The organism is Novosphingobium sp. TK71 (assembly GCF_055361505.1).
Genome location: NZ_JBSZKA010000003.1, coordinates 44,500 through 66,779, shown reverse-complemented (window position 1 = coordinate 66,779; position 22,280 = coordinate 44,500). Strand labels below are relative to the sequence as shown.

The 22,280-nt window shown below is 61.7% G+C and carries 28 protein-coding genes; 6 read left to right on the top strand and 22 right to left on the bottom strand.

Annotated features, from left to right (window positions below; all coding sequences use genetic code 11):
- Positions 1–329 precede the first annotated feature (329 nt).
- Positions 330–767, bottom strand: a complete 438-nt coding sequence (locus ACXJ16_RS26455; protein ID WP_037518145.1) for a hypothetical protein — start codon at positions 765–767, stop codon at positions 330–332.
- A gap of 141 nt (positions 768–908) precedes the next feature.
- Here ACXJ16_RS26455 and ACXJ16_RS26450 point away from each other — a divergent pair, with 141 nt between their 5' ends.
- The 4 genes from ACXJ16_RS26450 to ACXJ16_RS26435 all read left to right on the top strand — a co-directional run bounded on the left by ACXJ16_RS26450 (position 909) and on the right by ACXJ16_RS26435 (position 4,080).
- A complete protein-coding gene (locus tag ACXJ16_RS26450) occupies positions 909–1,094 on the top strand; it encodes a hypothetical protein (RefSeq protein ID WP_008828796.1) in 186 nt (61 codons plus the stop codon).
- 806 nt (positions 1,095–1,900) lie between these two features.
- Positions 1,901–2,479 carry a hypothetical protein gene (locus ACXJ16_RS26445; RefSeq protein WP_172705072.1) on the top strand — a complete coding sequence of 193 codons (579 nt, stop codon included), beginning with the start codon at positions 1,901–1,903 and terminating at the stop codon, positions 2,477–2,479.
- A gap of 713 nt (positions 2,480–3,192) precedes the next feature.
- Entirely contained in the window at positions 3,193–3,555 is a 363-nt protein-coding gene (locus ACXJ16_RS26440; protein ID WP_037519640.1) for a hypothetical protein, read from the top strand.
- Between the two features lie 201 nt (positions 3,556–3,756).
- Entirely contained in the window at positions 3,757–4,080 is a 324-nt protein-coding gene (locus ACXJ16_RS26435) for a transposase (RefSeq protein WP_008830571.1), read from the top strand.
- Positions 4,081–4,192: 112 nt separating this feature from the next.
- Here the strand turns inward: ACXJ16_RS26435 and ACXJ16_RS26430 are convergent, their stop codons facing one another.
- The 5 genes from ACXJ16_RS26430 to ACXJ16_RS26410 are packed head-to-tail and all read right to left on the bottom strand — an operon-like array spanning position 4,193 to position 8,165.
- On the bottom strand, positions 4,193–4,630 hold the full coding sequence (locus tag ACXJ16_RS26430) for a hypothetical protein (protein ID WP_463923429.1): 438 nt from the start codon (positions 4,628–4,630) through the stop codon (positions 4,193–4,195).
- Positions 4,627–5,430 (bottom strand): DUF5983 family protein, encoded by an 804-nt coding sequence (locus ACXJ16_RS26425; protein ID WP_463923427.1) that lies wholly within the window; start codon positions 5,428–5,430, stop codon positions 4,627–4,629. The genes ACXJ16_RS26430 and ACXJ16_RS26425 overlap by 4 nt, the downstream gene beginning before the upstream one ends.
- Positions 5,431–5,440: 10 nt before the next feature.
- Positions 5,441–5,668 carry a hypothetical protein gene (locus ACXJ16_RS26420; RefSeq protein WP_463923425.1) on the bottom strand — a complete coding sequence of 76 codons (228 nt, stop codon included), beginning with the start codon at positions 5,666–5,668 and terminating at the stop codon, positions 5,441–5,443.
- Between the two features lie 41 nt (positions 5,669–5,709).
- Positions 5,710–6,954, bottom strand: a complete 1,245-nt coding sequence (locus tag ACXJ16_RS26415) for a hypothetical protein (RefSeq protein WP_463923423.1) — start codon at positions 6,952–6,954, stop codon at positions 5,710–5,712.
- Entirely contained in the window at positions 6,951–8,165 is a 1,215-nt protein-coding gene (locus ACXJ16_RS26410; RefSeq protein ID WP_463923422.1) for a helicase HerA domain-containing protein, read from the bottom strand. The genes ACXJ16_RS26415 and ACXJ16_RS26410 overlap by 4 nt, the downstream gene beginning before the upstream one ends.
- A gap of 270 nt (positions 8,166–8,435) precedes the next feature.
- On the opposite strand from ACXJ16_RS26410, the gene ACXJ16_RS26405 reads away from it, so the two are divergent.
- Positions 8,436–8,963, top strand: coding sequence for a hypothetical protein (locus ACXJ16_RS26405; protein WP_463923421.1), 528 nt, complete (start codon positions 8,436–8,438; stop codon positions 8,961–8,963).
- A 143-nt stretch (positions 8,964–9,106) separates the two neighbouring features.
- Positions 9,107–9,652: a hypothetical protein gene (locus tag ACXJ16_RS26400; protein WP_463923419.1), complete on the top strand. Its 546-nt coding sequence runs from the start codon at positions 9,107–9,109 to the stop codon at positions 9,650–9,652.
- Positions 9,653–9,758: 106 nt separating this feature from the next.
- Here the strand turns inward: ACXJ16_RS26400 and ACXJ16_RS26395 are convergent, their stop codons facing one another.
- From ACXJ16_RS26395 to ACXJ16_RS26320, 16 genes are all read right to left on the bottom strand, one after another.
- Entirely contained in the window at positions 9,759–11,213 is a 1,455-nt protein-coding gene (locus ACXJ16_RS26395; protein WP_463923417.1) for a hypothetical protein, read from the bottom strand.
- Positions 11,214–11,235: 22 nt separating this feature from the next.
- Complete coding sequence (locus ACXJ16_RS26390; protein ID WP_463923415.1) at positions 11,236–12,366, bottom strand: phosphoadenosine phosphosulfate reductase domain-containing protein; 1,131 nt, start codon at positions 12,364–12,366, stop codon at positions 11,236–11,238.
- A 4-nt stretch (positions 12,367–12,370) separates the two neighbouring features.
- Positions 12,371–13,150: a hypothetical protein gene (locus ACXJ16_RS26385; RefSeq protein ID WP_463923414.1), complete on the bottom strand. Its 780-nt coding sequence runs from the start codon at positions 13,148–13,150 to the stop codon at positions 12,371–12,373.
- Positions 13,151–13,168: 18 nt separating this feature from the next.
- Positions 13,169–13,675, bottom strand: coding sequence for a hypothetical protein (locus tag ACXJ16_RS26380; RefSeq protein ID WP_463923412.1), 507 nt, complete (start codon positions 13,673–13,675; stop codon positions 13,169–13,171).
- A gap of 50 nt (positions 13,676–13,725) precedes the next feature.
- Entirely contained in the window at positions 13,726–14,241 is a 516-nt protein-coding gene (locus ACXJ16_RS26375) for a hypothetical protein (protein ID WP_463923411.1), read from the bottom strand.
- A 16-nt stretch (positions 14,242–14,257) separates the two neighbouring features.
- Positions 14,258–14,557 (bottom strand): hypothetical protein, encoded by a 300-nt coding sequence (locus ACXJ16_RS26370; protein WP_463923410.1) that lies wholly within the window; start codon positions 14,555–14,557, stop codon positions 14,258–14,260.
- Between the two features lie 11 nt (positions 14,558–14,568).
- Entirely contained in the window at positions 14,569–15,240 is a 672-nt protein-coding gene (locus ACXJ16_RS26365) for a hypothetical protein (RefSeq protein ID WP_463923408.1), read from the bottom strand.
- 86 nt (positions 15,241–15,326) lie between these two features.
- Positions 15,327–15,764 carry a hypothetical protein gene (locus ACXJ16_RS26360; RefSeq protein WP_463923406.1) on the bottom strand — a complete coding sequence of 146 codons (438 nt, stop codon included), beginning with the start codon at positions 15,762–15,764 and terminating at the stop codon, positions 15,327–15,329.
- A 71-nt stretch (positions 15,765–15,835) separates the two neighbouring features.
- Positions 15,836–16,150, bottom strand: coding sequence for a DUF7673 family protein (locus ACXJ16_RS26355; RefSeq protein ID WP_463923405.1), 315 nt, complete (start codon positions 16,148–16,150; stop codon positions 15,836–15,838).
- Between the two features lie 46 nt (positions 16,151–16,196).
- A complete protein-coding gene (locus tag ACXJ16_RS26350) occupies positions 16,197–17,222 on the bottom strand; it encodes a deazapurine DNA modification protein DpdA family protein (RefSeq protein WP_463923404.1) in 1,026 nt (341 codons plus the stop codon).
- A complete protein-coding gene (locus ACXJ16_RS26345; protein WP_463923402.1) occupies positions 17,219–17,824 on the bottom strand; it encodes a DUF7007 domain-containing protein in 606 nt (201 codons plus the stop codon). The genes ACXJ16_RS26350 and ACXJ16_RS26345 overlap by 4 nt, the downstream gene beginning before the upstream one ends.
- A 47-nt stretch (positions 17,825–17,871) precedes the next feature.
- Positions 17,872–18,090: a hypothetical protein gene (locus ACXJ16_RS26340; RefSeq protein WP_463923400.1), complete on the bottom strand. Its 219-nt coding sequence runs from the start codon at positions 18,088–18,090 to the stop codon at positions 17,872–17,874.
- Positions 18,078–18,302: a hypothetical protein gene (locus ACXJ16_RS26335; RefSeq protein WP_463923399.1), complete on the bottom strand. Its 225-nt coding sequence runs from the start codon at positions 18,300–18,302 to the stop codon at positions 18,078–18,080. Before ACXJ16_RS26335 ends, ACXJ16_RS26340 begins: the two co-directional genes overlap by 13 nt.
- A complete protein-coding gene (locus ACXJ16_RS26330; protein ID WP_463923397.1) occupies positions 18,299–18,943 on the bottom strand; it encodes a DUF6927 domain-containing protein in 645 nt (214 codons plus the stop codon). Before ACXJ16_RS26330 ends, ACXJ16_RS26335 begins: the two co-directional genes overlap by 4 nt.
- Positions 18,944–18,967: 24 nt before the next feature.
- Entirely contained in the window at positions 18,968–19,897 is a 930-nt protein-coding gene (locus tag ACXJ16_RS26325) for an ArdC family protein (RefSeq protein ID WP_463923396.1), read from the bottom strand.
- 94 nt (positions 19,898–19,991) lie between these two features.
- Positions 19,992–22,265 carry a ParB/RepB/Spo0J family partition protein gene (locus tag ACXJ16_RS26320; RefSeq protein WP_463923394.1) on the bottom strand — a complete coding sequence of 758 codons (2,274 nt, stop codon included), beginning with the start codon at positions 22,263–22,265 and terminating at the stop codon, positions 19,992–19,994.
- Positions 22,266–22,280 lie beyond the last annotated feature (15 nt).

The window sequence follows — 22,280 nt, the reverse complement described above, 5'->3', positions numbered from 1 at the left end:
GGATCGGTTGCTGGCCGGGTCGTATCGCGGCTGACGCAGGCCGTTCGACCTAGTTTATCGATGAAGGTCGCAAACGATCAGACTCGCTACGGTTCAGGCTCTGGAACGGGCTGGCGACAGGATTCGACCAACTCTCGCCGTCCGGCACTGAAGTTACGAGCGTCTGCCTGCTCCTCAACCTGTCGTCTGCCTAGCGGAAGGCTGCCCGGCTGCTACGCGCCCCCTTCGAGCCATCAGGCGACGGCAAGCCGGTCGCCGGTAGCGGAATGACAACCTTGCAATAATTTAATCGGGAAAGCGGTCCGGCGGCACACCCCCCATGGCGGACGCTACGAAATATGCTCAGCAGGTAAGTCTGCGACTTGAAGCCCGCATCTCATTTGAATTGCGCGGTTCACCTTTTTCATGGTGGGAATAAAGTGATCGATTTCCGTTTGAGGTATGGCTTCCCCGATCCTGCTGTGGGAATTAACGAAGTCCCAGCCATCCGGAGTTTGGTCGATCTGGAGAACCGAACTTTGCGCTTCGCCATATAGCCAAACGTGCGTGATGGTGTGCACGCTGCGGTGTTTCGGCAAAATCTCGACTGAATCGAGCCAATCAGTCTTATAGGTAATGCGAGCCGCGTCTGGAACGCTGTGAATTGCTGCGTTGATGCAACTTATGTCGACCGGGCCACCGAGGGACACACGACTTTGTACACCGTAAAGACGGTCACATCCGCTCAAAAAGACCATCACGCCGATAGCGAAAGTTCCAATTCTCATTTGGGAAGGTTACCCTCGCCTGCAAGGCGGCTCAATGACCACTATCCACCCTCTTACGCTGAAATCCGGACGAACCGTGAGGGCCCCATTGCGGTCGCTGCGCCGTTCGATCTAAGGTCGAGCCTGAAAAGGGGGCTCAATATGGCAAGCATCTCGAAGACCCAGCGGTTGATCTTAATCGCCGCCTTTGCCGCGCTGCTGATAGCTCTGGCTATGCATCGACTCGAAGGGCCATTTACCGGCGACTGGATTACGGTTGTCTTGAGCGCTTCTCTCTTCGGGCTCGCGTTCATGTGGGATGGTATCGCGAGCTATTTGAAGAGGTAGTGCCGTCCGCTATGCACCCGTTTTCGTCATTCCGGGAGGTGAGCGCTGCGCTCTATAGCGGCACGTCCGGTGCTCACCGCTCGGGAAGAAAACCAGCCTGACCGGACACGCCCCCTTGCAGTCATTGAGCAGAAGGTTGAGCCCACCACCGAGGCACGAACCGCATTGCGAGGACCGTCGCAGACGAGACCGTGCAGGACAAGCCCACCGCGTCGAGCATGGGGGTGCCGAAGAGAAGGAGCCAGCTTCCGCAAACTACTGCCGGACCGACTGAGCAGAAGGCAATGATGTGCTCGGACAGCCACGCACCTGCCTTCCAGATTAAAAGGCCGAGAACAATCAACCACGGCAGTGAAAGCAACCCGCCGATGAGGAACGCCGCCAAAATGCTACTGGTGATGTCAGCGACATCCCGAGACCCGTAGAGGCTGATAGCTAAAAGACCGACAATATGGGCCAAGCACGATTGACAGAAGAGTGTTTGCCGCGCCGACGAGTGTTCCATCTCACAATCTTGGCCGAAATGATGGGCTGTAGCAATGTCCGCAATCCACCCGTTTTCGCCATTCCGGGCGGCGAGCGCTGCGCTCTATAGCCGTCCGTCCGGTACTCGCCGCTCGGGAAGAAATGCAGCCTGACCGGACACGCCCCGTTGTGGACATTGCAACGTTGCCGTGGTGTCGCCCTTGTGTTGTATTTGCAATCTGCCAGAAACCGAATAGACCTCGCCTGTGAAAAGCAGAACTGCCACTTTTCTGATCTCCATCGCGCTAACAAGTTGTCATACGGACGTGCCTACGGCCCGCGTGAAGGACCAGATTGATCGTTCGGTCATTGCGTATGCCGCCAGCACGCTGTCTGCGGTGGCCGTCGAAACCTGCATTGATGCGCAAATTCGAGGTCAAAATTTGCAGCATCAGAGGAAAATCTTGGAAGATTTTTCCTCAGAAGGCGAAAATTACCTCCGTGCTTCAGAAATGATCTCGGAAGGTTTGGATTTAGCTTGGTTCCTGCCGGAAAAGGCGGGGCATAAGCTCTTAAAAGCTCCTCCTACCCTTTTGACGCAACTGCAGTCTGCAACGGCTGAAGCGTTAAAATCGAAATTGGAAACAGCTTACAGTAAGCGCTACATCAAAGTCTCAGCGGTTCCAAAAACGATAAAATACGTTCGAAACCCCGTCTTGATCGAAGGGGCAAAGTCCGTTTCCGGGCGCAACTGCCCAGCTATTTTCTCCATAAATGAGCCCGCTATTTCTGGTGATATAGCTTTGGTCGAGACATCGTATGTTTGCGGCGGATTGTGTGGGGGAGGACAAATTCTCGCTCTTCGTCGCGGTAATTCGGGATGGGATGTGGTCGCTATTGCGCCAACTTGGGTGTCCTAGCGTTCGATTCAACTGAATGACAGAAAACCACCCCTTTCGGCCCTCACGACGCCGAGGGCCGCGCTCCACAGGGGCCTGTCCGGTTCCTGCCGCGTGGGAAGAAATGCAGTCTGACCGGACACGCCCCATTGCGGTCATGGCGAGAAAAGCTAAGCTCAGCGAATGCGGCCAAACAGCATTTTTTCTTTGTCAATTTTCTTGCTCGCGACTTCGTGCTCTGCGCCAAAGATTACGAAAATTCCCGTGCGCTTCGAATTTAAATCGGAGCGATTCTATGAAGAAATTCTGAGTTGCCAAGGAATTCGTGATTTAATCAAAATGAGGAAGCTTCGATCTCTGTATTCTAACAGGGAGGCATCCTCTGGGAAAACGCTTCTAACAGGGAGGCATCCTCTGGGAAAACGCTCGTGAATTCCGATGGCACGGAGAAACTCATACTGACTTTGAATTACGATGGAACTTCTGTTGTGTTCAAATCGGGAAAAGAATTGCCCTCCAGCGTTGTAAATGCCGTCAAGGCTTGCGTCAGCTAGCCACCCCTTTTGGCCCCTCGGGAAGCCGAGGGCCGCGCTCCATAGGGGGCTGTCCGGTTTCCGCCGTCTCCGAAGAAAAGCCGCCTGACCGGACACGCCCCATGCCGGTCATAAAGGTTCCGTGACGAACATCAGAAACGGCCATTGGCACTTCCCAGCGATCGCCTTAGGCTGGTGGACATGAGCGAATTTATGGTCAACTTCATCGCCTTCAACGAGGCGCGCGACACATGCCAGATGGTTCTCGTGGAAGAATCGTGGGACGGCGACATAGAAGATCATCTGCGCAGCTTGCAGGATCGAATGATTGGCTGCCTAAACGCTGCACTCGATGGCCAATTGGCCGCGCAGTTCCCCGAGGCCAAGGGTCTGAACGTCCTCATTCGCGTAGATTGCTACGACCTCCCGCGCGACGCAGTGGAAGCCTTTTTCGAGCGATTTACCGATGGCATTGCTGCCATGTCCGACTACTCAACAGCAGGATCACAGTATGTCCGTCAGTTCCTCTTCGAGGTTAGCTTTGACACTGTAGCCAAGGTCTAGCGTCTGCTTCGCCCGTCATTGGTCTGAAAGCTGTCCGTCGCGTGACCACCCCAAGACTGCCACGTCCCAGGCATTCGCTGGGCCGGTTAGTCGCCGCCGCCACAGCGTAAGCGTACGGCCTCGCGCGTGTTGCGACATTCAGGCTCGGCGCTGATGGACCTCCGCTAAGGAGTCTCTTTCTGGACTCCAGAAAGAGGCCAAGTGAAGGACCGGGTGGAGATCATCGCGCGCACCGAGCGGCGCAGGAAGTTTTCGGATGTCCAGAAGACAGCGATCCTCGCCGAGGCGGATGCAGACGGCGTATCGGTCCGTCAGGTCGCTGAGCGCCATGAGATTGACGAGAGCCTGATTTATAACTGGCGGTCGACGCGTCGTCAGGCGGCGGCCATTGCCGGCGAGGCGCTCAAGTTCATTCCCTACGGTGCAATCATAACGATGGAGCTTGCGGCTGCGCCTGTCGTGCCCAAGCCCCAGAGACGCAGCGACCGGTTCCGTCGCCGATGCCGTCAGCGCCAGAGGAACTAATCCTATCACTTTGCCCACGCCCGTCGATGTCGGGCGCTCACCTCAAAGATCCCAATCGAATCTTAGCGCTGAAGTGAAGGAAGGACAGGCCAGACGCCACCAGCTTTTTGGATTAGCGCGTCGCCTGGCCTGTCCTTCCTTCACGAGCTAACGTGACATCAGCTGAGCCCAGACCTAACGAACAGCTTGATCCACCGAGACTTTTGCTCGGCAAAGTCGCGTTGGTGAGGCACATTTCCAGCAGCGAGTAATAGGGTGGCCAGTGCTTGAAGCGCTTGGGCAGGTAGCGCACGATCTCGTGGCGGATGCCGCGTGCGGCCATCCATGGCCGGATCACGTCGAGGTACTCGTAAGTGGACGGTTTCTCGACGCCGGTATCAGCAGTCAATACCAGGTCAGGAAATTTGCCTTGCGCGACAAGCTCCACCAAAAGTGCGGTGGAATCGACACCGACGCCATAGGCGAGGACGGTCGGCGCTCGAGGCGGCATGTAGTCCGGGACGCGGGAGCCCACGTCCACGGCCTTGGCTGTGATCTTCCCGCCCGTCATGTCGAGGCCCCGGGGTGCTGGTCCCAATCGAAGTCGGGCAGCTCGTCGATTTGCGGCCCATCGCAGTCCCACATGATCCACGCGCAGTTTTCGCGCTTGGCGATGTGGATGGCAGAACGAATCTCGAGGGGAACGCCCTCGGTCTCGGTTATGCCGACGTCGTCGCAGACGTGCATGAACCAGCCATAGTCGTCCTTGTCGAAGCAGGTCCAGGGACAGTGCGGCATCCAGTCCGTGGCCGTGGCGGGGCTCATATGGATGGTGCCGAGCACGAGTATCCTGGCGATCTCGAGAGGAGGCGGGACGTGGGCGGCCTGGGCGAGCGCGACGGGAGGGATGAAGGCGCCCTCCCCGATTTCGTCGGTGACGACGATCGGTGGTACGGGAAACTCGGCCTCGTCGAGATAGGCGTTCACCGCGGCGAGACTGCCCAGCGCCTCGATCTTGGCGCGATCGACATAGGCGGTGCCGTCTTCGCTGCAGGGATAGATGATCGGATCTCCGGTCCCGGTAAAGACCACCTTCTCCGGGCCCCATTGCCCGGTGAAGCCGTAGGAGGAGCGCACGAACGGTACGCCGTGGGCCTGGCAGATCGGCTCCAGTTCCTTGAAGGTGCCATTGGCGACTTCGTGGGCATAGAGGCGCAGGGGCTGGCCGTCGGCAAGGTCGGCATCGGTGAAAGGTTCGCCGTCCCAATCTGTGGACAGGGCCTCGGCCGCGATAGCGGCCGAGAGGGTCTGCCAGAGGGAAAGGCTGATGGTGCCGCCGATCGTGATCGACGCGGAAACGCGGTCTACCATGGTCCCGCCCTCAGCGCAGTTCTTCGAGCACATCGGCGCACAGCTGCGCATCCTCGCGGGCAAGCCGTTCGACGCGCGGCATGTCGCCCATGTCGATCACTTCGTAATCGTCGGACATGAACGAGTAATCGGCGGGATCGAAGTCGTCATACCAGCACCAGGTTCCGTCGGGCCAGAGGACGAGCTTGATGCCTTCGTTGGCGTTCGGGGCGGCAGTCGGCTGAGTTTTGGGGCACATGCTGCATCTCCTGCTGGCGCGGAAAATCCTTGCCTTCGCCTTCACCCCTCCCCCTTCCCTTTCGCGGCCTCGGGCAGATTCAGGATGTCAGCGAGTGTCGGAGGGGCTGGCCTGCGGGGGCGACGGCCGAAGACGAGGCCCTGTTTTCCGGCATATTTGTGAAGAGCATCGACTTCACGGCCGAGGGCCGCGGCAAGGTCTGTGAGGCTGATGCCGTGCTCATAAGCGATCCGCAGCGCGTCCAGATGGTCGCTCGTCCAGCGCTGGCGACCTTCGTGCGCGAGGCCGAGGATATTCGCGCGTGTGAAGATGGCTGCGCGCGTTCGGCCCATCTGTCGCGCCAGTTCAGGGGTCGGGATCTTGCCATAGTCGCGGCGAAGCCATGCTTCGTCGGCCTCGGACCAGTCAGGACCAAGGCGGAAGCCTTTGGACCTGGCATGGGTGCCGCGAAGGTTGAGATATTCCGCTCGCCAGCGGATTGAGAAGACCGATCGACCGAGACGATTGCGCAGGGGTGTCAGGCTGGTGTTGTCGCGGTAGGCTTTGATGAGCAGTTCATCTTCCTCGGGCATCCAGGCGCGGCCCCAACCCTTGCCCTGCCCAGTTCGCTTCATCAGTCCCTGAAGCGACGACTTGGTGCGGGTCGGGAATCCTTCCGTGCCAAGGATCGTGCCGATCTCGGCGTAGCTGTGTCCGGCTTCAACAAGTTCGATGGCGCGTTCGATCTCGGCGTTTGTCCATCCCTTGGGGGTGCTGGCATGCTTGATACCCAGCTTGCCGGCACGGCTATAGACACCGGAATGGGGTCTGCCGATTATCAGGGCGACCTGTGCTGTCGGAATGTCGGCGGCAAAGCCGGCGCGCAGTTGCGCATCTTCCCATGGCGTCCATGCCGGTGCTGCCGCTTCGCTGAGGCCAAGGATCGCGGCACGGGCATAGACTGCGCCGCATGAGCGGCCGAACCGCGCCGCAATAGTGGCTGCAGGCTCCTGTCCATAAGTCTGGATCAGTTCGTGGTCTTCAAGCTCGTTCCAGGGCCGTGTCGAATGACGGCGAAGGCCAAGGGTGCATACCTTGTCCCTGACACCATGCAGGCCACGTCCCAGGGCCTCGGCGATTTCGGCCATCGGGGTGTCATCGTTGAACAGCCGGCGCAGGGTGCGAACCTCTTGCGGGGTCCAGCTGTCTGATCGGTACTGCATCTCCCCCAGCGGCGCAGATGCCTTCGGTAACGGGTCCGCGAGTGAAACAAGCTCGACGATGATGGGTGCGGTGTCGTCGCTCATGACAGACCCACCACATGCACATCACTGAGACGGGCGCGCAGGCGCGTGTGGAGCCGTGCCATGCGGTCATCGGCCCGTGGCATCGTATCGACCGCCGAAAGCGCAGAGAGGACGTCCAGCCCCTGATCCACGGACTCGCGCGAGATGCCAAGGTGCTTGGCCAGTTCATTGGCCGTCGTGGCGTTCGGAGAAATGCCTTTCAGCGCCAGGCAGATTGCCGTGGCGGTGGGTGCAATGGGATCGAGCAGGAAGGCATCGAGGGCGCGGCTGCCGCGAGACTTCAGGCTGTCGTCGCGCTGGCTCGGCGCTTCGCGAAGATGCTCGAGGTCGAGGAGCTTCTGAGCCTCGGAGTGGTCGAGGTCGGCCGCGCCATGCAGCTGAGGGGTGACGCCGAGATGCTCGGTGATGGTCTGGTCGATCTTGGCCATGATCGGGGTGCGGGTGAGCGCAGGGCCGAAGGCGTAGAACTCGCCAGCGCCCAGCGTGCGCAGCTTTTCGGCCTCGCTGCGGCTGAAGCCCAGAATGTCGGCGGCGCGGATGATGTCGCGGTCGAAGACATTGATGCCGATGAGGAAGTTCTGAAGCTCGGAGACGACGGAGCTGGAGAGCTTGGCAAGGCGCTGGGTCGCGATGATGGGCGCGATCCCGCGCTTGCGGCCTCGGGCGCACAAGTCGGTGAGCGTGGCGACGCCGAGACGGCGGGTTTCGGCATCGCGGGCGGAACCGGCCTGATGGGGGGCAAGCAGGTGTCCTTCGTCGATCGCGACGAGAACCGTGTGCTTCCAGTCCTCGCGCGGAGCACCGACAAGGCCGGCGAAGAAGGCCGATGCCTTGATGATCCGCTGTTCGGGATCGAGGTCTGTGAGATCGAGGTGAAGGGCGATGCGATGGTGACGCGCGCGGGTTGCGGCGGCGGTGAGTCCATCGGTCGCGATTTCGGCGGCCTTGAGCGTCGTCGCCCCGATGTGCGCGGCGAGATTGCCGAACTCGCCTTCGGGATCGACGATCATGGTCTGAACGTAGTCGAAAGCCTCTTCGACGATGCGGCGCATGGTCTGGCTCTTGCCAGCACCGGACCCGCCCTGGACAAGCATGCGTCCCGCAAGGACGCGGTCGAGATCCAGTTCGAGGGCGCCATAGGCGGTTTGGCCGATGGGAACCGCGCAGCGCGGCGGCGCTGGCGGTCCCGGCAATTTTACGACGTTGGACATGGGGCGGCTCCTTTTGGGTTGCTCGCCTGTCCCTTCCCCCTCCCCTCAAGTGAGCGCTGGAGCCTCGATCATCCTGCGGCCCCGGCTGCATGGTGTCTAACGTGGCTCGGTATCGCCCCCCCGGATTCAAGTTTCCGTATAGTCGATGAAAGCGACAGGGTTTGCCGCGCTCTCTGCTATGATCTCAAGAATGCTGGAACCAAGGCTTCGGCTGCGGCATAGCCGTTACGCTCATTCCCGTGAGCTCCCTCACAGAGGTTTTGGCCTACGATGATCCTGTTCCTGATCGTGCCGCTTGTTATCCTTTATCTCTGGATGGTGGCGAAGCATAACGAGATGACGGGAACCACGATGCAGTCCCGCGGGTCGCTGCGTAATCAACGCAGGAAAGCACGCAAGCTTGGCGTTGATCCAGAACACGTCCCTTATAAGCCGCGGCAGAAGCCATATAAGGTGCAGCAAAAGTCGGCTCATTTAGATGTATCTATCAATGGAAAATTGAAGAGACCTCCGCCATTTAACCCTAGCGCCCCGAAGGATAAATCTCCTCTTTCCGATAAGGAAATAGAAGAGGATGGGTATCTCATTCATGGTTCAGCTTACGTTATTACTAATGTCGCAAATTGTTTTTATGAACCGGACGATACCTCTGCGGTGAGGGTAATCCCGCCTTTTGGCACTAAGCTAGAGATTATTCGACAGGAAGGGCCTTGGGTTCTAATAAGTTTTTACGACAAAGAGGCATGGTTATCTCGCAAACATTTGTCGGTTCGATGGCCAAGGCGTCGCGAAGACTGACAAGAGCGATGCGGGTAAGAAGGAACGGACACTGACCACGGCCTTCAAGAAGCACTTGGCCTTGCTAGACGACGGCGTTTCGCCGCATGCGCGGCGACAGTGGTCCGCGTCTAGGATCGACCCATGCGCCGGCGGAGAGACTGATGGACAGCAAAGGCGAGACAGGCCAGCTATCGGACGCGGACGTGCGGATCGTACAATCAATCGCCGATTTCCAGATAGCATTGAGCGCAGTGACGTTTATGTGCGAACTGGAGCCGGACGAGCCAATCTCGCGCGTAACACGTCGGCGCTATCGCTGCTTTGAGGACACGGCCGTCGTCGCATACTGTCGGCCATTCACGCAATCTAAGGGTCTGCCGACATTGAGCTTCAAGAAGCTAGGCATCAAGCCCACCCCTGAACAGCAAACGCTTCATGATCGCCTTTGGGATCGGCGAAACAAGGTTGTCGCCCATACCGACATGGATCGGATGCGGCTTGCGATTTCCACGTTCCAGCCATTTGAGGATCACGCGGTCATGCTGCCGATGATGGATTTCGATGATAGCCTCGCATTCTTCGTAGACAGGTACAGATTGGAGGATTGGTTACGGTTACTTATCCATGCGGCCGGGAAAACGATTTTCCATCGTGTCCAAGGGATGACACCTGTCCAATTCAAGCGCGACCACACCGACACCACCTAAATATGTGTTTACGTATATATATACGAGAAACAGGTGTTTTTCGATACCTTGGGGGGCCATGCCACCGCCTAGCGTATATCTGAATCCGTTCTATATATCTCCTCTGCTATGAGAATTCGGAAGACGCATAGGTGCGCCAGAGGTGGCCCTCGGCCTCGATTTGGTGGTCGAACGTGCGGATCGAATTTCCGACGGTGACGATCAGGCCCTTCTCATCGTCCAGTTCGATGTGGCCGGGTTCGTAGAGGCGGCCAGGCCGAATGCAGGGTTCATTGACGCCCATCTCGCAGCCGGCGGCTGCCAGGTCGGGTACGGTGATGCCGGTGCAGCGCCATAGGTCGAAGCGCTCGCCTTCGGCGCTGGCGGTCATGTAGCGCTCTCTGGCGATCGTCCATGCCGCGTTGACGTGATCGAGGTCATCACCGATGTCAGTGATCGCGCCGCGGGCGATCATCTGATCGCCGCGATAGGTGAGCCACACGGCCAGCATGACCATGTTGGCATCGAGGTGATCGTGCGACGCACAACAACCCGGCGTGATCGTCTGGTTGGTGAGGCGCATGGTCCGCCATTCTTCAGGCGTCAGTTGGTGGGCTAGAGCCTTGGCGAAGGCGCAGGCAAGCGTTTCGCGGTTGGCGTGCTCCATGGCCTCGGCGTAATCCTCGCCGGTGTAGATCGCCTCAAGCTCGTCATCGGCATTGCGACGATAGAGGCCAAAGCGCGGCTCGCTCGCGATTTCGCGGAGCGCAGGCTCGGGATAGTCGATCCACATTTCGACAGGTTCGCCCATCGGCCCGGTGCAGACTTCGAAGCTGGGCTTGGTATCGTTGCGCCAGCTCTTGTCGGTCCAGTCCCCCGGAATGGGCGGCATGCAGGCAATGGGATAGTCGGGGAATTGCAAAGCCCACCGGGTTTCGACTTCGTGAGTGGTGTAGCCGAAGGCCAGCGAAACAAAGCCACCCTCAGCCTTCAGCGCCTTGACGGATGCGATCAACTCGCGGTCGCCGTCGGCACTCGAAAGCAGTTCGGCGCGAACATGCGGCCAGGTATGTTCGGCCACGCTGATGTTGAGGAAGCCGTTCCATTCCCGGTCATCGGTGTAGCCGGGGAAGATCGTGCCTTCGCCGAACGACCACGAGACTTCGCGGCGCCCGCCTGCGGCGCGCGCTTTTGCGCGGGGCGAGGTCTTTGCCTCGGCCTTGTCGAGCATGAGCACCAGAATGGAGGGGCGATCCGCTTCATCCAGAGGGCGGGAATCGAGGATATGGCGGCCACCCCGTCCAATGCCGAAGGCGTTGAAGGTGGGCGAATGCCCGCCATTGGCATTGGCGATCTTGGTCCCGGCATCATGGTACTGGATATCTATGAAACCTGCCGGGCTTCGCTCGCGATCGGGGAGGAAGCAGAACGTCACACGGCGGCCGTCGCTTGTTCGGGCAGTGATGGTATATTCGCCATCGGGGACGTCGATGGGCTTGTGCGGCACGTCGTTGAAGCCGGCGAAGCCGAGCGCAACGGCCTCGGCCTGGGACATGACGGGATAGTCCGTGGAAGCGGTCATGACAGTATCCTTTCGCGTTGGATCAGGCGGCGCGGCGCTGGTCGATGAGATCGGCAAAGCGATCCCGCACGGCTCGGGCAGTCGGGAAGCGGTTGGCAAGCTGGTGGCGCGCGAGTATCGGCGCGCGGGCCTCAGCAATGACCGCGGCCTCGGGCAATGTCGGCAGACGCGGCGGCCAGCCCCTGACGTAGCGCAGGTCCTTGGGCATCGCGCCCTCGGCCTCGCGGCGCCGCTGGGCATCGATCTTGGCGGCCGCGATGCGGATCTGCAGGTCATGTGGGAGGAGATCCGGCGCAGTGTCCGCAAGCCAGCGTGCCGGTTGAAACGAGAACGTGGACGTCGCCTCGAGGCCGCACAGGTGGATCAGTGCATCGCGGTTGGCGGGAGCGTTGGCCGATGCGCGGGCGTCGGCGATCGACTGCAGGACGCAGAAACGGCAAGAAAGCCGCGAACTGGAGTAGCAGGTATAGGCTTCGTGAAGGGGGATGCCGAGATGGTGGTGCGCGGCAAATACTTCGGCCGTCGTCCATTCGACGATGGGATGCCAGAGCATCATGCGCGTACCATGGGCGTTGCCGGCACCGGCGTAGCGGGTGTCCGCCTTCCATTCCGGGGCCCTGGAACGCGCGGTGCTTTCATCACGGCGGATGCCAAGGACGTTGATGATGGTCTCGCCGCGCAGTGTGCGCGCCAGGTGCGGGCCGATGACATGGGCCTTGGCCTCGGAGGTGCAGAAGCGCAGCGAGGCCGAGGACCATGGACCGATCAGGTTGTAGGTTTCGAGGGCCTCGTAGCGGCGCTTGCCGTTCTCGAAGCGCTGTGCCCAGCGGTCGAACAGGTCGCCGGCATTACGGCGAACGACGCATAGTGGTAGATCCGCAAGCGCTGCGAGCCGTTCGACCATGGCCGGCGTGCTCTCCCATTCGGCGCGGCCGAGGTCGGCATGGATGACCAGGCGACGGTTTCGGGGATGGCCGAGCTGATCGAGCATGATCGAGACGGCGAACAACGCGGCCGAGGAATCCTTGCCGCCCGAGACGTTAAAGACGATCCAGGCACCGGCCTCGATCGCGGCGCGGATCTCGGCAGGCAGGACGAGCGAAGGCAGTCCTGCCGGCGCGGTGCCGGCAGGCTGCAGATGCTGATGCAGCATGGGATCAGTGGAACGTCAGATGGGTGGTGATCGCCGCTTCCTCGACGACGGGAAGCCTGCTGGCGAGGTCACGCGCGATCGCTTCGCGGTAGGCGACCGCCATCCACATTTCGCGGGGGTGTCCTCTGTATTCCTTGCCGACCAACTCGATCTTGTCGCCGTACTGTTCGATGCGCTGCCCGTTGTAGCAGACCAGGATCTCCCATTGGGTGACGCTGAAGCGCTTCTGCTCGATGGTGACAAGGGCGGGGTCGAAGACCGGCTTGGGTGTCTCGGAAGGACCGGCGCCCGTTCCGAGCACGCGGCCGATGATGCCGGTGGTGCTGTGAAAATCGATCCCGGCGTCGGTGATGATGACGCAGCCGCCGCCAAATTCGTCTGGCCGCAAGGCATCGCAGGTGTGCGCCCATGAGAAAGCGCAAGGGAGTGCGGATTTGCAGGCGGTGAAGATCAGGTTTGCCACCTGATCGACGCCGAACTGGTTGCCGCTGAAGCTGACTTTGCAGTGTCCCTCGGCATCGACTTCGCTGATGACGATGCTGCAGTCGAACGACGGGAAATCGGGATCGTCGAAGAGGTCGAGGAAACTCCCGAAATCGTCACCGTCCTTGGGCGGGAAGAGAGCGGCAAAGCGCGGACCGAGGTTGTCGTATTCGAGGTCGCGGGGAGTATCGCTCGCGAAATCCTCGACGATTTCGCTCGCGCGCTGCGCCAGCCTGACCAATTCGGCATCCTCGGCGGTCATCTCGAGGATGAAGGAACTGGAGAGGTAATTGTTTGCCATGATGGATCTCCTGAGGGGTCAGGCGGGATCGCCGGCGAGACGCGCGCGGGCGGTCTCGGCGAGTTTGGGGAATGCGGCCGAAAGGTTGGTGTGGATCGTCTCGAATGCGGGGATCGCGAAACGACCGTTGGCGCCGGGCCGCGTGGTCAGCAGCGCGCCGATCGCCACTTCGTCGAGTTCGGGCCGGGGAATGGAGGCGACGTTGCCGTCATATTCGACAGGACAGGCAATCGCAGCCTCGATCCAGGAGCCGAGCCCGTCTTCTACGGCCTCGGCGTAGGCGGCGACGGCAGGATCGTCTTCATCGTCGATGTGCAGGACGAGGGTTCGATAGGTGCCGAAATCGTGCCGGTTAGGCTTGCTGGTGAGGCGGCATCCCTGCGGAGGAAGGCCATGGATGGCGATGATGCCGATCCGATAGGCGTCGATCTCGAAGCGGTTGACCCGCTCGAAATCGGGGGTCTGGCCAAGCTGGGCGCAGTCGGCGTTCGCGGGCGCTGCGCCAATGTCGATGGTGTAGGACAAGGGAACCTCCGTCGATCCTCCATGGATCGCCCATCCCCTTCCCCCTCATCTCAAGGGTCATCAGGCTCGATGGTGAAGTTCCAGCCATGCACATGAAGCATCTCGTTCGTGCCGCGATCGAAGGCCAGGAAAGTGTCATCGAGGTCGGCTTCAGGTTCGATCAGCAATTCGAGGGTATGGTGGGTACTGTCTGCGATGACGGCGCGCGTGTAACCGGCCTCGCGGGCTTCGGCCTCGGTGTGGATCGGCGGAGGCGATGCCTGGATGAAGGGCTTCGCAGCCTCCTGGGCAGGCCCATCGAATGTGCCGAGGGTCTTCAGGCGATCGGTCTCCAGCGTCGCGCCAAGATCCTCGGGCAGATCGGCATATTCGGCGGCGACCGTGATTGCGGCCGCTGCGGTGGGAAGTTCGCCGGGGGCAGCGCCCTTCCAGATGTAGGTCGCTTCCTCGCCGTCGATGCGGGGATGGGGTTGCATGACCTGGACGAAGAACGTGCCCAAAGGCCGGTCCCATCCGATGGCGACGCTGCTCGCAACGCCTTTTCCGGGAAAATCATAACGGCTCATGAGGGTGGATCTCCGTTCAATTCGCCAGCGCGAGCCATTCCACATGCCAGGGGCGCGGGAATGGATTGTAGCGGATGAAGGCAGGGACAAGGGGCATGCCCATGGCAGCGAGGCTTTCCGCCGTGGAAACCCGCTGGAGGGCTTCGGCAAGGTCATCTTCCAGCATGAAGTCCAGCATGGCAGCTTCGTGGACCTGTTCACAAGTGAGCATTGTCCAGTCCAGCGCATCGAGGAAAACCTCGCGGCGCTGGGTGAAGCGTTCGATCCGGGCGGCATCGCTGCGAACGAGATCGAGAACCTGATGTGTGGTGAGCATGGGATGTCTCCCTAAGCGGCGATGGGCTCGCGCGGCGCCTGCGTGTGGGGCTCGATGGGCGCGGGCGAGGGTACGATGGCATCGAGCCGCAGATCACGGCGGATGCGCGCTGCGAAACGGATTGGCCGGACGAAATCGCGCATTGCCGCGAAGCGCAGCTTCTGGCCGGATGCAGGACCGCGCTTGGCGAAGTATTGCACCTCGTTGCCCTCATGGAGCGGGCCGACGCTGAGCATGATCGAAATGTCATCGCTCGACAGCGCGACATATCCCGCGATTGCCGGGTCGCTGGGTGTGGAGCTGATAGAGTAGCTGCCCGGCGCCAAGCCGATTTCCATCGCGAGCGCCTTCATGGCCTTGGCACCGTCCTTGTGGAATCGCTCTTTGGCAACGCGGTCATGGGCCACTCCGCGCACGGCGAGGGTGAGAAGTGCAGGAAAGCGTTCGAGTTCGATGACGCGGCGGCTGCAGGCGAAACGCAGGCTGTCATCATCGGCACGGTCCGACGTGACGGCTGCGAAGTGGCGGGCGAGCAGCGCGATTGCCGGGTCATGGTCGGGGTCGACGCCGGCGATACGGCAGTCTTCCATCGCCCTGTTGAGCGCATGCAGCGTCGCGGTAATGGTCGTGAGGCTGCTGGGGTCGATCGCCTGCATGTGACGGAACGGGACGTCGTAGGTCATGGTAGGGCTCCGGGTCAGACCGAGCGCATTCCCGCGCTCGATCCTCCCTTCCCCCTCTCCTCTGCGGCCTCGGACCCTTGGCTGTTTCAGGTCTTGGAGGGGAACCAGTCGGCCTCGGTGATCGTGCCGGTGGCCTCGAGCGCCTCGATGTCGTCGAGCTGCCAGCGCCTACCGCCGGGTCCGAGATTGGCATAGCCCGCGTAGAAACGGTCGTTGTGCTCGATGAACTGCGTGTAGACGCGCTCAACGACGGCTTCACCGACAAACCAACCGGGGTTGAAGCGGCTATAGATCGGGGGGAGGACGCCCAGCATGTGGGTGTAAAAGCGCTCGGTGACGCGGGTCAGCGGGAATTTCGCGAGCGTGCGGGCCACTTCGGCCTTCCAGTAATCATCGCAGTCGAGAAGGAAGGCCGTGGGGTCAGTCCGCTGGTATGCGGCAAGCGCCCGGTTTTGGTCCGCGGCCTCGGCAATATAGGATTGGGCACGCGGGTTCTCGCCGGTCGTGATGTAGCAGTCGGGCATGGAGGGACTCCTCTCGCGAAGAATTTCGCGCTGGGAACACTCCCTCTTTTCTCTTGGCCGCGATCCGGATTTCAGGTCGTTGCGCACTTCCTGGCCCGCCACAGACCGATCAATTCGCTCATAGCCTCTCGCTCACCGAAGGCGTCCGCATAAACGGCACCGGGATGATCCGCGAGATAACCGATGATGGTGGCAATATCGATGCCGATCGCACGATCGAGGCCGAAGATGTCCGAGACGTCGAAATGGCCCCAATCGTCACCATTCCACCATGCAAGGAGGAAGTTCGCAACCTTGGCGGACTGTCCGGTATCCGACCGAGCAACCTCGATCAGGCGAGAAAGAGAGGCGGCAGCGTTGGCGTGATCGATATTGATGGCAGTCATGACGATCTCCTTCAGGGTGAAGCGTATGCGAGGAAATGAATAGAAGCTACAGGCAAGCTATGCTGGTGCGAGCGCGGTAGATGTCGGCCGCCCACGTTTCGATCCAGCCAGTGGTTACTTCATCGTGGGCAAGATCGCCGGTTTCTATAAGCGCGCGGATCTCCGCCTGTGCTTGCTGGATGGCGGCTTCCCATGGATCAGACGGACTTTGTGAAGGTGCCGGTTCTATCGTGATCGTGAGCGGGCGATGAGGCTCGCGCAGTCGATCGAGCTGGGCGATGGTCCATCTCTCCATATGGTCGGCCGCGAAGGCATCGGTCTTCGAGACCTGCCGGCGCCGGGCATCACGGCGCGCGGCCGTGCCCCAGGCCTGGGAATCTAGAGAGGCTACGCGATGTGCGTAGGGCTGAAGGAAGGGGATGGCGGCTCCCTTCACGCCGAAGAGGTGGAGGCGGGGGCCAGGGTTGGGCAGCACCGCGTCGAGGTGCGCGACAACGGCGATCAATCCGTCAGGGCCATGGATGTCGCGGCGACACATGGAGCCGACGCCGACGATCGTGCCGGGATTCATCGACCACGCTAGCATTTCGGCGCAGCGCTCATAGTCTTCTGGATAGCGACCCTGCAGGACGGGCATGAAGCGGTCGATGATGCCGAGGTCATGCGCGCGCGAGCGGCATTCGCGGTTCGTCGCCACGGTGCGGGCGATACGGTCGAGGACTTCGGCGCGATCGGCGGCGATCTCGGCCTCGCAGCAATAGTCAGCGGCCGCGAAACGGCGGAAGGGATAAGATGCGGCCAGAGCCATGTAGTCGGCGATCGACCATGGATAGCCGCCATATCTGGACATCAGGACATAACCCGCGCTGTCGAGGTCGAGGCTGCTGAGGCCGTTCGCGTTGGCGAGTTGGTCGGTGCGCCAGCCTCGCCATTCGCGCCAGCCCCCTGATGTGGTGCGCCAGCGCGAAAGGCAGTTCGCGGAAATCAGCATGGGCTGCTGCATCACGCGCGCGCGCTGAAGGATCGGCCCTTCATTGAGGTGGGGCAGGCCGACGATCACCTCGATCGTCATGCCAGGATCTCCGCGTCGAGTTCATCGAAGCTGATGACGCTGCCCCGCGCATCATACCGGGCGGCATCGACCAGGGCCTTGAATATGGGATCGGCGTATGTCGGACGGGCCAGATGATCGACGCTGGCGAGCCGGTAGCCAAACACGCCGACCTTCCCGCTCGGCACCCAATCGGCCCAATCGCCGTAGGCGGTGGTGACGACGACCTGACCAATGCGTGCCTCGAAGGCTTCGCGTTCGCGCCTGACATGGCTCTGGCGCGGTTCCACGGCTTCGCCGGCATAGGCTTCCCATCTCTCGGGCCGCCAGCTTTTGACAGTGCTTGTGGCGAGCGAGAGTTCGATGTCGAAGAGTGGATCTCCGGCAGCGGCAAATTCGGTCTGGAACGCCACGATCACGAGCGACCAGTCAACGTCATGCTCGTACTCGGGTTCATCCAGGCGCAGTGCCTCGGGCATCGCGGCCTGGCGTGTTTCGGACAGGACAAAGCCGCCATGCGACGGGGTCACGACGCGCCAGATGCCGGGGAGGCGCTGCGTGGTAGTGACGGGCTTGCCCCAGCGGGTGATCTCCGGTGCAGGGGAGGAAGCGAATGCGGGCATGTGTTTTCTCCTCGATCGATCGTTCGCTCCCCCCCTTCCCGCTCCCCTCATTCAGCCTCGGAGAGCCAGGTCGCCATGTTTTGTATCACGGGGCGCCGCTCGCAGTGCCGCCGAGCGCCCTCGGCGCTGTTGATGGCACTGTGAAGGCGGCCTGCGGCCTTGGACGCCCCGGCCTCGCGCAAGAGGCCGCGGGCACGGCGCATGAGTTTCAGGGCGTCGTCGATCTGTTGCTTCGAACGCGGTGTGGCGGGCTTCAGGCGGGGCATCTCAAGTCCTCCTGTCTCTTGAGGGCAATGCGCGCGGCGACCTCGTTTGCCGACAGGTCAGTGCGCTCGATCACGCGCCAGGGCTGCAGGTCATCGCCGGGGGCGATCATGACCGCGATTCCGGCCTGCATCATGCGCTGCGCGACGCGGATGGCATTCTCGCGGCTGCAGAGCCGTGCCCGCAGCGGCGAGAGGGTGGATGCCGCGCTCATGGCGGGGGCATCGCAGCGGAAGGTCGGGGCGCGAACACCGTTCGGTGGACCTTCGTTTCCGGGACGATCGACCATTCAAGGTCACGGAAGTTGCGGATGCGATAGTGCCCGTATTTGCCGACAGGCCGGAAGGCGATGGTCGCGCCCCGCTTGATGACGGTGAACTCGTCGCCGGCGAAGCCGTCCGTGAATGTGATCGACTGCGGGAATTTGATGCGCATGCCATCGACGATCTTTCGGGAACGCTTCTGCAGGCGGGCGAGGCATCGGCGGCGCCAGTCGAGAGCATTCTCGTTGGTGGTCGGCGTGAGCAGGCGAAGGATGTTCTCGGGTGCTTCTGCCTCGCAAGGGCCCATGCTTTCGCTCATGTCCTTGTACCCGAAGTGCATTGCCTCCTTGTCCCTCGGGTTCCACTTCACGAGGCAGACCATGGCGATGACCTCGGTCGGCACGCCGTTTTCGGAGTATTGCACCGCTGCGTACCAGACCCGGTTGCCGGGGCAGGACGAGGCAAGGACGCGCGCGCCGCGCGCGATTCCGTTGTCGTCCGGTGCATTGGTGAAGGTGAACTGGGCGTCGAGATAGGACTTGGGCGTAGCGTGCCCGCCCATGTGGTGCCTGTTCATGAAGAGCCAGCCCATGGTGATGTCTCCTGCTGATGGAAGTCATGCCGCCGCCTTCAGGGCGTCGCCGGCAGGCGCACTCGCCTCGGCAAGGCTGAAGGCGCGCAGATAGTTGAAGGCTTGTTCGGCTTTGGCCGAGGCGGTGAAAATCGCGCTGTGATCGGTGCGGAGCACTCTGATCCAGTGAGCCAAGTAGCTGGCGTGGCTGTCGTGAAGTTCGGTCGGCAAGCCGAGGTCGGCGCAAACGTAACTTGCTGTCAGTTCGGCACAAAGTTCCTCTACGGCGTATGCGTCGTCACCGAAACGCTTGCCGAAAGTGCGGTTGAGCCGGTCCTTGGAGCCGCTCCAATGAGCACTTTCATGGGCTCTCGTCGAGGCGTAAGCGTCACCCGATCTGAAGCTGCCGGGGCGGGGAAGCTGGATGTAATCGCCGAGCGGGCTGTAATACGCCTCGTCGCCGCCGTGGTGAACCCTGGCAGGGATCGCCGCGAAGAAGGAATCGATCGCGTCCTGGCGCTGCGATAGCAGGCTCGGGGTTGGGGGCACGTCGCGCGCGTAGTAGTAATCGGGCAGGCCCTCGATCTCGTCTGCATTGTAGACGATGTAGTGGCGCAGGAAGCGGATCAGCTGGCCGGTGGCCTCGCCCAGCAATCCCGGCTGCCCTGCCTTGCGGAAGCTGGAAGCGTAGATCGACATGGATGGATCGGCCTTACGGCGCACATGCGCGCCGAGTTCCTCGGCCTGGCGGGCTGTCATCCAGTAGCGGCTGCGGTAGCCACGCGCGTCGGCGATCGTCCAGAGCCAGAGGCAGTTGATGCCGTTGTACGGAGTGCCTTCATGGCGCAGTGGACGGCCGCCCTCCCCGGTCAGCGACCAGGAACGGGTCCACGGGGTTGTGCCGGCCTCGAGCCGGGAAACGATGGTATTGGTGACTTCGCGCGCGATGTCGCGCGAATTGCGGGGCGTCTTCATTGGGGAAAGTCCCTTGTCCGGTGTGGCGAGAAAAAGCCGCCGGTGAGCCGCAAGGCCCACCGGCGGATCGTCGATCGGGTTGGAGGGACGCTGGTTATTCCGCCGCTTCGGCCCACTGGCTGACGGCATCGTCATCGCCGTAGACTTCCGGCGAGCCGTCATCGATCTGCTGATCGTCGTCGCCTTCGCCGGTGTGTTCGTCGTCGATCGAGACGTTCTCGCCATCGTCGCCGTCGTCGGGCCCGGTAAGGGCAGCGTCGATCAGGCTGGCCAGATCCTCTTCGGCTCCGGCAGGCTCGCTCGCCTCGCCGGTATCCCCGGCTTCGTCGCCCTCGTTCTGATCCGTCGTCGTCTCGGCGGGGGTGAAGCGCATTGCGGCGGGCACCCAGGCCAGTGCCCTTTCCTTGACGTCGGCCTCGATCACCGCGTCGCCGGCGAACAGCTTCTCGCAAGAGGTCGAGATTTCGCCCTTCTTCTGGCTCGCATGGCGGCCCGAGAGGGCGGGACCGCCGACTTCGTCGAGCAGCGAAAGCAGAGCGCCCTTGGGAACGCGGTCGAAGAAATTCTCCGAGGTTGGGCGCCACCACCTGGCAACATCGACTTCGAGCAGCCCGGCAAGGTGGTTCTGGAGGGCGTTCTGGCGATGGCTGTAGGTTTCCTTCGCCTTGAACGACCGGGCGACGATCCATGCGAGCCATGCCGCCTTGACCTCGTCGTCCAGCGCGCGGAAGGCGTCGAAGCGATCGACCATGCTCTTGTGCTCGGTCCAGGACGCATCGAGACCTTCGCGCACCTCCGCCAGATAGTCATGGGCGACCGACTTGGGATAGGCGTCGTAGCGAACCGGATCTTCCGGGTGCGAAGCCCGGATCGTGGTGCCGCAGCTGTCGCTCATGCCGTCGGTCTTGTCGACCATGGCGAACAGCATGTAATCGAGCGCGAGCGCCGGGTTAGCGATCATGGATGCGCCCAGAACGTCGCGGCGCTGCACCGAAAGCTGGTCGAGGAGAACCTGGCTGAGCGCCTTGCCGCCAGGGGCAGCCTCGTCGGGCGATACTTCCTTGGTGCCCCCGGTGACGGTTCCGGTCTCGCCTTCCTCGATGCGGAAGGTCGGAGTGCGCGGGGCCGTTTCGCCGGCAGGTTCGCTTTCGATGCCGTCGTCGCCGGTCTCGGCCGCGTCCTCGTCGTCCTCATCGGGTTCGACCATGGTGACGCTGAGCGGGGTCTCACTGTAGTAGGTGTCGCCGAGTTCCATGCGGCCGTCCTGCGAGAGGGTCAGGAACAGGCCGACACGCGGCGCGAGTTCGGGAGGAAGGATCTTCTCGCGGCGACCGGCATCGCGCAGTTCGTCGCTGAGAGCATCGTGTTCGGCATCGAGGGCCTGCCAGGCTTCTTCCTCCAGATCCTCGTCTTCCATCTCGAGGCTGACGATGCTGAGGCGCGCTTCGATCTCGCTGATGCGGATGGTCTGCGCCTCGCTCAGCGGCAAGCTCGGCAGGTGTACGTGAAACAGGCCGCGCGCAGCTTCCCAGGTGGAGTTCGAGGCAACCGGGCGAATCCAGGCGAGGCCGCGTTCTTCACCGATGCGCTGCGCTTCCGCCTCCATGGCGGTCGCTGCGAGGGTCTGCGCGATCTCGGGGTTGGTCCATCGATCGCCATTGTCGCTGAACAGGTCGCGATCGACGTTACCACCTGCGGCCACATAGGCTTCCTCGCCGACGAGGCGCGCGACGGGATCGGTCGACTTCATGGATTCGTTGGCGATGACGCGGCGGATGGTGTCGGCGCTGGCGTGGTAGCTGTTGGCGCCGTAGCTCTTCCAGACCATCAGCTGGCGCTCATGGCTTTCCGTGGAGGCGTATGCCTTGGCCATGTCGAGCGTCATCTCGCCCGATGCGAGCGCGTCGAAGATCGGTTCGGCAAGGTTGGCGAGGCGCAGGCGGCCTTCGACGAAGCGGCGGGTGATGCCGAACCGCTTGGCGACGGCGTCGATGTCGCCGCCCAGATTGAGGCAGTGCTGGAAGGCGCGGCATTCGTCGGCGGGCGACATATTGAGATGATGGAAGTTTTCCGCGAGCGAGGCTTCGGAAAGCTCGTCGTTGCCGCCGCTCAGGATCAGCACCGGCACGTCGTATTCGGCCTCGTTGATCTCGCCGCGTTCGGCGAGCAGCTTAAGAGCACGAAAGCGGCGGCTGCCGGCAATGACGCCATAGGAGCCGCGCGGCTTCTTCACGGAAGTCACGACCAGATTCTGGAGGATGCCGCGCGCGGAAATGTCGGCGGCGAACTGCTCGATCAGGTCTTCGCCGCGGGTGCGCACGTTGATGTCGGAGAGGACCAGCTTCGCGAGCTTGACGGTCTGGATCATGGGGAAAACACCTTC